At 69.4% G+C, this 12,451-nt stretch carries 8 protein-coding genes; 7 read left to right on the top strand and 1 reads right to left on the bottom strand.

From position 1 onward, the window contains the following. Positions 1 to 6 precede the first annotated feature (6 nt). The 5 genes from rpoZ to ABD115_RS08360 all read left to right on the top strand — a co-directional run bounded on the left by rpoZ (position 7) and on the right by ABD115_RS08360 (position 5,670). Positions 7 to 258, top strand: coding sequence for a DNA-directed RNA polymerase subunit omega (rpoZ, locus tag ABD115_RS08380; RefSeq protein ID WP_042544196.1), 252 nt, complete (start codon positions 7 to 9; stop codon positions 256 to 258). Positions 259 to 365: 107 nt separating this feature from the next. Continuing rightward, positions 366 to 1,550, top strand: a complete 1,185-nt coding sequence (gene metK, locus ABD115_RS08375) for a methionine adenosyltransferase (RefSeq protein ID WP_343960293.1) — start codon at positions 366 to 368, stop codon at positions 1,548 to 1,550. Between the two features lie 15 nt (positions 1,551 to 1,565). Further along, a complete protein-coding gene (locus ABD115_RS08370) occupies positions 1,566 to 3,770 on the top strand; it encodes a primosomal protein N' family DNA-binding protein (RefSeq protein ID WP_343960191.1) in 2,205 nt (734 codons plus the stop codon). Positions 3,771 to 4,020: 250 nt separating this feature from the next. After that, positions 4,021 to 4,785: a hypothetical protein gene (locus tag ABD115_RS08365; RefSeq protein ID WP_343960189.1), complete on the top strand. Its 765-nt coding sequence runs from the start codon at positions 4,021 to 4,023 to the stop codon at positions 4,783 to 4,785. A gap of 9 nt (positions 4,786 to 4,794) precedes the next feature. Continuing rightward, positions 4,795 to 5,670 (top strand): DUF3037 domain-containing protein, encoded by an 876-nt coding sequence (locus ABD115_RS08360; protein ID WP_343960187.1) that lies wholly within the window; start codon positions 4,795 to 4,797, stop codon positions 5,668 to 5,670. Between the two features lie 35 nt (positions 5,671 to 5,705). Here the strand turns inward: ABD115_RS08360 and trpB are convergent, their stop codons facing one another. Further along, the gene (gene trpB, locus ABD115_RS08355; RefSeq protein WP_343960185.1) at positions 5,706 to 6,959 is read right to left on the bottom strand and encodes a tryptophan synthase subunit beta; all 1,254 of its coding nucleotides are present in this window, start codon (positions 6,957 to 6,959) and stop codon (positions 5,706 to 5,708) included. A 215-nt stretch (positions 6,960 to 7,174) separates the two neighbouring features. On the opposite strand from trpB, the gene ABD115_RS08350 reads away from it, so the two are divergent. Together ABD115_RS08350 and ABD115_RS08345 are read left to right on the top strand one after the other, a co-directional pair. Then, entirely contained in the window at positions 7,175 to 8,773 is a 1,599-nt protein-coding gene (locus tag ABD115_RS08350; RefSeq protein WP_343960183.1) for an SWIM zinc finger family protein, read from the top strand. After that, the gene (locus tag ABD115_RS08345; protein WP_343960181.1) at positions 8,770 to 12,348 is read left to right on the top strand and encodes a DUF7824 domain-containing protein; all 3,579 of its coding nucleotides are present in this window, start codon (positions 8,770 to 8,772) and stop codon (positions 12,346 to 12,348) included. The genes ABD115_RS08350 and ABD115_RS08345 overlap by 4 nt, the downstream gene beginning before the upstream one ends. Positions 12,349 to 12,451: the final 103 nt, after the last annotated feature.

The following is a 12,451-nucleotide window of genomic DNA, read 5'->3' as shown; positions in this document are numbered from 1 at the left end:
TATTTCATGGCTAATGTCAACGGCATCATCGACCCACCGATCGACGACCTGCTCGCCAAGGTGGACTCGAAGTACGCGTTGGTTGTGTTCGCTGCTCAGCGCGCGCGCCAGATCAACGACTACTACACCGATCTTCACGACGGCAACCTGTTCGACAACGTCGGCCCGCTTGTCGACTCGTCAGTCGACGACAAGCCGCTGTCGATCGCTCTCCACGAGATCGTCGAGGGCAAGCTGCAGATGACGCCCAAGGCGTAACTGCACTCAGTGTCGGTGGCGCCGGTTACCCTCTTGGTACCGGCGCCACAGCTATTCCCGGGCCGAGAGTTCGGCCTACAGTACTTTCTATTCGAGGAGCATCCGTGCTGCGACAGTTCACGTCCGAGTCCGTCACCGAGGGGCACCCCGACAAGATTTGCGACCGCATTTCTGACTCGATTCTCGACGCGATGCTTGAGCAAGACCCGGGGGCGCGTGTCGCTGTCGAAACGCTCGTGACGACGGGGCTCGTGCACGTTGCCGGCGAGGTGTCGACGAGCGGCTACGTTGAGATTCCGCAGCTCGTGCGCGGCGCGATTCGCGAGATCGGGTACACAAGCTCCGACATGGGCTTCGACGCATCGTCGTGCGGGGTATCGGTGTCTATCGGGCAGCAGTCGCCCGATATCGCCGGCGGCGTCGACGTGTCGCTCGAGGTGCGCGAGAGCGGCGAGGCAGACGCGCTCAGCGCGCAGGGAGCCGGCGACCAGGGCATCATGTTCGGTTTCGCGACCGACGAGACGCCCGAGCTGCAGCCGTTGCCGAGCTGGCTGTCACACCGCCTTGCGGAGCGTCTCACCGAGGTGCGCAAGAGCGGGCTCGTGCCCGAGCTGCGGCCCGATGGCAAGACCCAGGTCACCATCGGCTATGACGGCGACCGCCCGGCGGCGATCGAGGCGGTTGTCGTGTCGACGCAGCACGCGGCGAGCCTCTCGGTGCCCGCGCTGCGCGACATCGTGGCTCGCGAGATCATTCAGCCGGTGCTCGAGCTCGTCGACCTGCCGAGCGCGAACGCGGAGTTCTTCATCAACCCGGCCGGGCCGTTCGTTGTTGGCGGCCCAATGGGTGACGCCGGCCTCACCGGCCGCAAGATCATCATCGACACCTACGGGGGCGCGAGCCGGCACGGAGGTGGCGCCTTCAGCGGCAAAGACCCGTCGAAGGTCGACCGCTCAGCCGCTTACGCTATGCGGTGGGTCGCCAAGCACGTCGTGCGCGCGGGCCTGGCCCGCCGAGCCGAGCTGCAGGTTGCGTACGCGATCGGCCGCGCGCAGCCGGTCGGCCTGTACGTCGAGACCTTCGGCACCGAGACCGTTCCAACCGAGCGCATCGAGGCCGCCGTGCGCGAGGTCTTTGACCTGCGCCCGCTCGCCATCATTCGTGACCTCGAGCTGCTGCGCCCGATCTACGCACAGACGAGCGCCTACGGCCACTTCGGTCGTGAGCTCCCCGACTTCACCTGGGAGGCGACGCCGCGCGTCGCCGAGCTGCGCGCCGCAGCCGGGCTCTAGCCGCCAGGGGTTCGCGTGGTTGCCGGAGCGCTGAGCGGGGAGGCCACGGGGCAGGGCGGGGAAGCTGCGAGTGCCGCGATGCCCTCGTCTGCCGCGATGCCGGGCGCTCCCGGCGCGCCCGAGCCCGGGTCACAGTGCAGCTGCCTCAACGCCGAAGCGCCGAACGGGCGCGCCGTCGCAGAGGTCTTGCTTGACTCGGCGCTGCCGCAGCTCGACCACCTGTTCGACTACGCCGTGCCCGAGGAGCTTGCCGATACGCTGCGCGTCGGCCAGCGTGTGCGCGTGCCATTTCGCAACCAGCAGCGCAAGGCCTTCGGCTACGTCATAGGTTTCGCAGACTCGAGCAGCTTCGGCGGCTCGCTGTCGCCGATCGCCGACATCGTGAGCCCGGTGCCGCAACTCACCCCCGCGGTCTGGCAACTCGCGCGCGCTGTCGCCGACAGGGCCGGCGGGTCGGCGGGCGATATTCTGCGCCTCGCGATTCCCACCAGGCAGGTGCGCGTTGAGAAGCAGCACCTCGCCGCCGCGGCGGCAGAGGGTGCTGTGCCGGACGGTGCTGTGCCGGAAGGCGCTGCCGCGGGCACCGATGCCGCGGAAGCCGCTGCCGCGGGCACCGATGCCGCGGGCACCGATGCCGCGGGCACCGATGCCGCCGAGATCGCGGCGCGCCTGACCGCCGGCGAGCGCCTCGCGTTCACGGCAACGCATTCGCCGGAGCGGCTGTCAACGGGCGAGTGGGTTGGCGGTTGGGCGATCCGCCTCGCGCACGTCGCGATCGCCGTGCACGCAACCGGCCGCAGCGCGATTGTCGTCTCGCCCGACTATCGCGACCAAGATCAGTTGCAGAGCGCGCTCGCGGCCCTCGGCGCGCAGGGGGTCGTGCGCGTCGACGCCCGGCAGTCAAACGGCGAGCGCTACGCGAGCTTTCTGTCTGCGCTCGACCGTGAACCGCGCATCATCATCGGCAACCGCTCGGCCGTCTACGCCCCGGCACACGAGCTCGGTGCCATCCTCATGTGGGATGACGGCGACCCCGTGCTCGCCGAGCCCCTCGCGCCCTACGTGCACGCGCGAGACGCTGCGCTCGTGCGTGCCGAGCAGTCGGGGGCAGGCCTGTTCTTTGCGGCGCACGCCCGCAGCGCCGAGGTCGAACGGCTCGCGCTCATCGGCTACGTGCACGACCAGGTGAACCCGCCGCGGCGCACCCGTGTGTTCCACGCCGACGCCTCCGTCGCGCCAGACGCGTTCGCCGGCCGGGTGCCAGACTTCGCTGCGAAGACTATCCGCGAGGGGTTGCGCACCGGCCCAGTGCTTGTGCAGGTCGCAACCCCGGGGTACGCCCCCGTGTCGGTGTGCGGTGACTGCGGCGACCTCGCTCGCTGCACGGGCTGCGGCGGGCCGATCGGGTTCCGGGCGGCCGGCCGGCCGGCGTGCCGGTGGTGCGGGCAGCAGGCCTCGGGGTGGTCCTGCCAGAGCTGCGGCGGCAACCGCCTCGCCGAGCGCGGTATGGGCTCTGCCCGCACGGTTGAGCAGTTTGAGCGGCAGTTCCGCGGCTTCCGCGTGTTGCTCTCAGACGGCGACCACCCCCGCGAGCGCGTCGACGCTCGGCCGGCGATCGTGGTGGCAACTCGGGGAGCTGAACCGCTCGCGGCCGGCGGCTACCGCGCCGTCGTGCTGCTCGACGCCGAGCGGCTGCTCAGCCTCGAAAACCTGCGGGCAGGCGAAGACTGCCTGCGCTGGTGGGAGAATGCCGCGGCGCTCGCGGCGCCCGACGGGCTCTGCCTTATGGCCTCGGGCGGTGGCCCGGTCGTGCAGGCGTTTGTCACGGGGCGTATCGAGGAGTGGCTGCACCAGGAGCTGGGCGATCGGCAGGCGCTGCGCTACCCGCCAGCGGTGCGGGTCGCGAGCGTGACCGGCGGGCCAGCCGAGGTCGACCGTGCGGTTGCCGCGCTGCACGCCCCCGACAGGCTTGCCGGCGTCGAAGTTCTCGGGCCGACCCCGGTCGATGTGAACGACCCGGCGGCGCGCGGCGCGAAGCTCGTGCGTGCGATTGTGCGGTTTGAATACGCGCGCGGGCTCGACGTCGCGAAGCGACTGCGAGGCGCGCTTGTCGCCGACGCCGCTGGAGCGTCTTCACGGCAGAAGGGCCGCCAGCCGGGCCGCGCGCGCCCCGAGGCACTCAGGCTGCGCTTCGATGACCGCGGAGTGTTTGATGGATAGCGCGCGGGCGGCGAAAGCGCAGGGTTCGGCGCGCTCGGCGCGAGCTGTGCTGCGGGCAGCGCACCGGCGCAATCGAGGGTGATTCGCCGAATATAGGCAATTCTCGCCGGGTTCTGGGCTGGGTCGTGCAGAAAAGGTCGAGTTCGGCAGGGCGCCGCGTGCGTGGTGCTGTTCCAGTGGCCGAACGCCGCTGCGCTTCGTGCTCGCTGCCCGCGCTGTGCTGTCAGCGACTGCGGTAGTGTTCTGAACTATGTCGAGTCGAGCCGAGGCTGATAGCACCCCACTGGAGCTACTGGCGATTCTGCAGCGTTCGGGCTCGGGCTCGGAGGCCTTTCTCGCGCTAGCGTCTGATGGCCGCAAGTACTGGGTGAAGGCCCCGAACAGCCCACAGGGTGCGCGGACGTTGGTGGCAGAGAGCATCGCGTACGGCGTAGGGCGTTTGATCGGAGTCGCTGCCCCGGTCAACGCGGTCATTCATATTCCTGCGGGCCTCGACTGGAGCTTCACAAATGGCGTTCGGCTCCAGGGCTGTGTGGCGCACGCGTCACTCGAGGTGACTGATGTCGTCGTGTCGGATGAGTGGTCTACCTACTCTCACTTGGATAACAATCGGCAGCGCCAAGCGAGCATACTGGCACTGTGGGATCTCTGCATGGGAGGAGACGCTCACTGGTTGCATGAGCTCTCTGCCGATTACTCAATCTGGACGTTTGATCACGGATTTTGGTTGGCGGGAGAATCAGATTGGAGCGTGCCAGCACTTCAACGCGTCGGGACTGATGCGTGGCAACAGGATCTCGACCCCGGCGTGGTATCTGCTCGGGCCTTGTTGGCCACCCTGAAGAGTGTGCGTCGCATCAGTCTGGCAGATCTTCTCGGGGTTATGCAGATGGTGCCTTTAGAATGGGGGACAACAACGGAGGAACTCACTCAGGTGGCCGAGCTCTTGTACGCGAGAATCCCGGGAGTGACGCAGCGGCTGGCGGTGGCTGCGCACCACAGCCGATACGAGTGAGGAGGCACCATGACATACCAATATTGGATTATTCGTTATGTGCCGGACGTCGCTCGCGGCGAGTTCGTGAACATTGGTCTGCTCGCCGGTCGCGACGGGGCGGATTGGGCTGTTCGGTTTGGGTCGCATCGGGGCGGCGCCTCCGCGACAACCGCGCACGTCGGCCGTGAACTCCGAGCGTGGCAAGACGACTTCTCCAGGCGAATCGGCAATCATGGCTCACCGCAGCTGGACGATAGCGGCATCGATACCGCTTGGATGCGTCGCATACGAGGTCGCCAGGCCAGCTCGATCCAGTTCTCGGCGCCGTCGCCGGTCGCTGCGCAGTCTGCGGTGCAAGCACTCGACCTGCTGTTTCCGCATCTTGTTGAACGCGCCGGCACAACGCGGGCACAAGCCTTGACACGGGCGAGCCTGCGGTCTGAAGTGCGCGCAACCCTGCAGTCTCGACATGGTCTCGTCGAAGGGGTGAGCCTGTTCGTTCAGCCACGAGCCACGATCGGGAAGCAGCGTGCAACCATTGATCTCTTCCAACGGCAGCCAGCGTCAAGCCGCCTGGTCAGCGTCTGGGCCTTCAACGTCGCAGTGATCGACGGGCTCGAACAGCAGCTTCAAGCCTCGAACTATTTCTTTTCGTTGCTCAGGAGACACGGCGCACACCTCGCTCTGGGTGGCGCGAAGCAGGTGAGTTTGCATCGGGAAGTGCTAGCAACGGTCGTCTTTGACCCGCCTTCCACGGGGCGAGACGCTCAGTGGCGTGGCGAAGTGTTTGCTGCCGCCCAAGAAGCCTGGGACGACAATGGGATCACCTCGGTCTCCCTCCAGCAGTTCCGCGCCGAGACAGAGGCAGCGCCTCGCCTAGTCGCTTCGTCCGGCGCCGGCTAACGGGAACGGTCTCCCGCTAGCCGGACCCCGACCTGCTACCGCTGTGCGGCGAGCAGCTCCGCGACGTAGTCGACGTCTTTGTCGCCGCGGCCCGAGAGATTCACGATGATGATCTCGTCGGTGCCGAGCGTCGGCGCCAGCTTCACGGCGTGCGCGACCGCGTGTGACGACTCGAGCGCTGGGATGATGCCCTCTGAGCGGGTGAGCAGCTGGAACGCTGCGAGGGTCTCTGCGTCAGTCGCCGTCACGTACTCGGCGCGGCCGAGCTGCTCGAGGTGCGCGTGCTGCGGGCCAACCCCCGGGTAGTCGATGCCCGAAGCGATCGAGTGCACGGGGGAGGGTTCGCCCGCCTCATCCTGCAGCACCTTCGTGTGCATACCGTGGAGCATGCCGGGCTTACCGAGCGTCATGGTTGCGGCGTGGCGGGTACCCTCGAGGCCCTCACCCGCGGGCTCGACACCGATGATGCGCACCGAATCGTCCTCGAGGAAGGCGTCGAAGAGGCCCATGGCGTTCGATCCGCCGCCGACGGCAGCGATGAGGTAGTCGGGGAGTCGCCCCTCGGCCTCGACGATCTGGGCCCGCGCCTCGCGGCCGACGACCGACTGGAAGTCGCGCACCATCGACGGGTACGGGTGCGGCCCGACAACCGATCCGATCGCGAAGAAGTACTCGTCGGGTGCGCCAGCGAACACGCCGAACGCCGAGTCGACGGCCTCCTTGAGTGAGCGCCCACCCTCCTCGACGGCGACGACCTTCGCGCCGAGCAGCTCCATGCGCACGACGTTCGGGTGCTGCTTGGCGATATCGATCGCGCCCATGTGGATTTCGCACTCGAGGCCAACGAGCGCCGCCGCGGTTGCGAGCGCGACGCCGTGCTGACCCGCGCCGGTCTCGGCGATGACCTTCTTCTTGCCCATGCGCTTGGCGAGGAGGGCCTCGCCAAGGCAGTGGTTGATCTTGTGGGCGCCCGTGTGGTTGAGGTCTTCGCGCTTGAGGTAGATCTTCGCGCCGCCGAGCTTCGCGGTGAGGTTCTCTGCGAAGTACAGCAGCGACGGCCGGCCGACGTACTTCGACAGCAGCGCCTGGTATTCGGCCTGGAACTCGGGGTCGGCGCTCGCCTTCGCGTATTCGCGGGCGACCTCGGCGATTGGCTCGACAAGGAACGGGGGCAGGGGCGCCCCACCGAACTCGCCGAAGAACCCTGCCTCATCGGCGCGGTACGTGGAGTTCGCGGTGGATCCCGCGGCGGTGGTCGTGGCGGTGGCGGTGGCGGTGGGCTCAGTCATGAGTGGTTCCTTGCGTCGGTGAGTTTGCGTCAGTACGTGTTGCGACGCGCCGCTCGTGAGACAAAAAACACCGCCTCCGAGAGGCGGTGTCGAGGTGCATGCAGATGCGTGAAGAGTGACCGCCCTAGGCGGCCCACCACTGATTCACGTTATGCATGGGCCGAGTGTATCACTGGCATCACCCATGTGTCACCTGCGGTCGGTAGCATCATTGCATGACACCGGTGCAGCTCGACCCCGCTATCCGGCCCGGGGGCACGCAGCCGCGGGCATTCGCGCAGCCCACCCGCGAAGCCGGTGGCGGGCTCGCACTCGGCCTCGCGCCGGCGCGCACAGCCACCGGGCTCGACCTCACCCCAAGTTTCTTCTCGGGTTTCGCAACCGAACCGCTCATGCTCGCCCGGAGCCTCCTCACGCTCGCAGACATCACCGCGACGCGCTACTTCCAGTACGTGCCAACGACGATGCGCGACCCTGTGCTCACCGCCAACGGCGACCGCCTGCGGGCCGAAACCTTTTCGGCGTGTAACGGCGTCTACGCCCGCCTCGACCTCCTCGGCGGCGGGTTTGACGGCGGCGAGATCGCCCGCGGCACCACGAACGTCGACCTCGGCATGCACTCGCGCTCGCTCCTTTCGGGGATTCAGCGCGCAGCGCTCCTGCACCTCGACGTCGGCGCCACCGGCCTCACGCTCGCAACCCCCAGCATCCAATCATCGGAACGCCCCGTCGACATGCCGGATCGCTGGGTGCGCGCGCTCGGGAACGTTGCCGCGCTGCACGAACACCTCACGCCGCAGATCGTGCTCAGCGCGCACGAAGCTCGGGCCTTCCTCGCGGCCGTGCCCCCGGCAACAGCGTCGGGCACAACCGTGTGGCTGGTGCCCGCGCGGGGCGGGGTGCGCGTCACCGAGCGGCCAACGCCAGGGGCCGTGAGTATCGCGGGGCTGCACCGGCTCAGCGCTGCCAAACGGCTCCTCACCCACGTGACCGGGCTCACCGTGTACGGGACAGCCCCCAGCGACACGGGCGTAGCAGCGGTCGTCATCGAGCTGCCGCACGCCAGGCTCACCCTCGGCCTGACCGCCGAGCCGTGGCGCGGCCACTCAGGCGAGGGTGCACTGCTCGCAGCACTCGCGGGGGAGCAGGTGGTTGCCGACTCCGAACTGGTCTCCGCGCTGCTTGCCTACGAGCCCGCAATCGACGCGCAGCGGATCGCGCACGAAGCCGGGCTGAGCCTCGAGCGGGCCCGTGGCGCTCTCGCAGTGCTCGCAGCGTCGGGCCGCGTGGGGTGGGACCTGCACGACCAGGCACACTTTCACCGCGAGCTTCCCGACGACCCGGCGCGAGTGGAGCGGGACAACCCGCGCCTCGTCGCTGCCAAGTCGCTCGCGGCCGCCGGGCGAGTCAGCGAGATCACCGGAACGCCGATTACCGCTGGCCCCGCGCCCGACAGCGCTCACGCCGCGCCAGACTTCGCCGCACCAGGCTCTGGCACGCCAGGCTCCGGCGTGCCAGACGCTGCGCCGCGTGTGTGGCGCGTGCACGGGGCAACCGCAGTGGAGGATTCCATTGTGCGCGAAGCCACCGCCGCCCACGCAGCCGAGCGCACCGGCGACTCCGCGGGCGACTCCGCAAGCAACTTCACCGACGACCCCACCGGTGAGCTCAGCTGCAGCTGCACCTGGGCGCTCACCCACGGCACCGGCAGAGGGCCCTGCAAGCACATCCTCGCCGTCTCCCTCTGGCGGAGCGCCGCGCACTCGTCTAGCACCCAACGATCCACCTCCCACCTCCCTAAGGAGCCCGCGTGAGCGCTTCGGCCGCCCTCACCCAGTCCGTCACAGTGTTTCGCGAGCTCGGCTGGCCGGGCGCAGCCCCCGCCGATGCGCTCACGCTGCCGACCGGTACCCCCGAACAGCAGCGGCTCGCCGTCTCGGGCCTGAAATCCGGGGAGTGGGGTGCTTTCGAGGCGTTCGATCCGACGACCTACGGCTGGCGGAGCTGGCTGGGCGACGACATCAACGCGGGCATGCTCGCGCTGTTCGCGATCCGCATGGGGGTGGCCGCGCGCCGCGCCGTGGCCGTGCTCCCGGGCAGCGGCGCACTCAGCGATGAGCTCGTGACGGCCGTGATTGCGAGCCGCGGCGCCGAATACGCGCAGAGCTTTGTGCAGCATGCCGCCCGCGGCGGTGGCCGCATGTGGATCGACGCGACCTCTCGATTCGCCGGCACAACCGTGCGGCTCGTGCACCAGTTCGAGCTTCCCGTGCCGGCCCAGCTCGACTATCTCCGGGACTGGGCCGTCTATGCGCTGGGTGCGCCGGCGAACGAGGGCTGGCTGCAGCCGCGTGATCGGGGTGCGATCGAGCCTGAGGTGCTCGCACCGCGGTTCCGGGAGCACGCCGAGATCGCGGTCGCCGCGGGCCTGAGCGTGACCGGGCCGTTCGGCCTGCTCGTGCCCGCAGCGCTCGAGCGCGGGTGGATCGACGAGTCCGCGGCCCGAGAACTCGCCTTCGCGGGCCTCGACGCAGCCCAACGCCCCGGAGACCGCAAGGTGTGGGCGGCGTTTCTCACCGGCCCGCTCGGCCTCACCGACGCGGCTAGCCGCGACGAACTGCTCGCGCGCGCCGACGCGCTCGTCTCTGCGATCGCGACCGGGGATGCCCCGCTCGTCGAAGCGTTCGGGCCCGCACTCATCGCCCACGGTGACGAACAGACGCTCATCGAGGTGCTGACGCTCGGGCTCGGCGTGAAGACCAAGAAGGCGCGCCGTGCGCTTCTCGCAGCCGCCGCAGCGCGGCCGCTGCCAACCAAGGGCGTCGTCGCGGACCTGGCGCCACTGTTGACGCCCATCGCAGAGAGTAACGACGCACCCTTGTCACGTGCCGCGACCGCTGTGCTCGAAGCTTGGCAGTTCAGCACCCCGGGCGAGGCTGCGGGGAGCGATGATGCGAGCGGCCCCGGCGCGCGCAGTCACGGGGGAGCCGCTGCGCTCCACGGGGCGAACGCAGGGCCGGCCCGCGCCGTTGGTCGCGGGCGCTGGGAGGCGACACCGCCGCTGTGGGAGGTGCCGCGCTTCTCGCTGGGGCTGACGCCCGGTGCGGGAGAGAACACCGACGCGCTCGCCGCCGCCAGCACCGATGCAACCGCCGCGGCGACGACTGCGGCCGCCTCCGAACTCACCGGCAGGCCGGAGGGCGGGCCGGTCGATCCGGACGCGGAGCAGCTCCTCGCCCTCGCCAACGAGCTCGCGCGGCGCGACCCCGATCTCGCTCGCACCCTGCTTCGCGGTATCCGTTCGCAGTGGGTGCCAGGGCTGCGCGGGGTCGCCGAGTGGGTCAGCGGAGCCGAGCTCTCCGGGCTCGACCGGCCCGCCCGCACCGAGTTCCCCGGTGCGAAGCCCACGATCTACTCTCCGGCACCGGCCCGCGAGGCCGCCGTCATGCAGCGGCTCGGGGAGGTGCCTGTGCTGCTGTCGACTCCCACCTGGATCGACATGCGCATCGACCCCGCAGAGTTCACCGCGCGTCTTCGCGCCTATGCCGGAGCGGGTGCCGCGGCGAGCGAGGCAGATCTCCTGCTTGCCCTGCTGCGGCTCGACCGAGAACTCGTCACCGAGGCTCACCGGGAGGCGCTCGCCGAGCTCACCGTTCCGGTCGTCGGGCAAACCGGAATCACGCTCCCGCTCAGCGCTGGCGAGGCGACGCTCGTGTACCTTGCAGACCCCCTCGTCGAACCAGAACTCGTGCTCGACACCACACGCCACTGGTGGCGGCCTGAGCCACTCGCGACCCCGAAATCACTCGCAGCATTCCCCGCCCGCCTTAAAGCCGACGGTTACGGCAGCGACATCGAGCTTGGGGTGCTCCCGCAGGGCGGCGACTGGACGGCGCTCGCGATCGGGCACTCGGAGCTCTCCGGCCACGGTCTCACGTTGCGGCAGCTGGCACGGCGCGCGACGCCGCTCACCCCGGGGCAAGCGATCAACCTCATCGGCGCCCAGCGCGACCTGCACGAACGCGCGAAGCTAGACGGTGCACTCGCAATCACCGAAGCCTGGCAGCGAGGGCTGCTCCCTCCGGGCATCGCTGACGTGCGCAAGTTGGATTGGATGGAGACGCCAACAAAGCTTGCCGCCTTCGCCCGCAGCTGCCTCGACCTCGCAGACGAGGGGATGCTCTCCGTTGTCTGGCCGCTGCTCGACGAACTCGTCGTCGCCTCACTCGCGGCGCCCCGACGGCTCTCAGGCACCGCCGAACTCGTCGAAGCCATCGGCGAACTCCTCCCGGCGGTGCACGCAGCGGTTGGGTCGGGCGCCGCTGAGGCCGACGCGCTCACGCTCCCAGGGGTGCGTGCGCTCGCCGCAGCGGGTGGATCGTCGCGCGCGGTCACTCTGGCCCGGGCAGTTGTCGCGCAGCTCCCGGCGGTCGATGACTCCGCGGCAACTGCGGCATGCGACGCTGCAGGTGACGCGACAGCACGCGGATCGGCAGCTCCCGCCGAGGCGGCTTCTGCGCAGGCATTTGCAGGCGAGGCGCTCGGTGTAGTGATGGGCGACGCGGAGTTCGCCGAGTTCTGGCCGTCGGGGAGCGGTGAGGCGGCAGCGGTCGATGACGGGGCACGTATTCGTGCGGCCTGGCATGACCCGAATGCGTCGACGAAGTTCCTCGAGATTGAACTGGAACTCGATCCCGAGCGACTCGCCGACCCCGCACCCGGGCCCCGCACGTTCCGCACCCGCACGTCGTGGTTCTACGACCTTGAATCGGAGGGGCAGTGCGGCATGACCGAGATCCGCTCCGCGGCAGATGAGGTCGATCATGCGTCGCGGTCGTGGCTGCGCTGGGACGCCGAGGCTGGGGCCGTTCGCGTTGCAGACCGCAGAAACTGGCGGGGCGAGGGCAACGGGCCGCTCGACCGCGGCGGCGACACGCCCCCGCTCACGGTCGGCATGGTGGCCGTACTGCTCAGCGGAATGAACCACGACAACGGCCACGGCTACCACGTGCTTGCCGCCGTTCGAAACGATCTCATTGGTGCAGAGTCCGTGCGACTCGCGGTCGCCCGGCTCGTGGCCAGTGCAGACTTCACGCCGGTAAAGCTGGCCGGGATGATCGAGGCCGAGCCCGACAGTCTTGCGACGCTGTGGCCGGCGCTGACGGAGTCGGTGCGGGCGGCATCCACTGCCAAGGCCCTCCCGCGATGGCTCAACCGGGTCCTCGATGCCGCGCTGCTGCGCGCCCCGGCGCTGGCCGAGGCCGCGCGGCGGGGGCGTATCCCGGCTGCGCAGGCGGCCTGGCCCGGCCTTGCCGAGATCGCCGGCCGCAAGGGGACGCAGGCGGCGCTGCGCAAAGCTCGGGAGCTGAGCGCCGCCCTCGGGCTGTGAACGCGCGGCCGCACAGCCCTGCGGCACGCAGCCCGGCAGCACCCAGCCCTGCGGCACACAGTCACGGGGCACACGGCGACACCGCGGGGGTGCGAGAATAGAC

The sequence above is a fragment of the Leucobacter albus genome (assembly GCF_039528015.1).
Classification (GTDB): Bacteria; Actinomycetota; Actinomycetes; order Actinomycetales; family Microbacteriaceae; genus Leucobacter; species Leucobacter albus.
The sequence above is the reverse complement of the archived record's forward strand: the minus strand, read 5'-3'. Positions and strand labels throughout refer to the sequence as shown.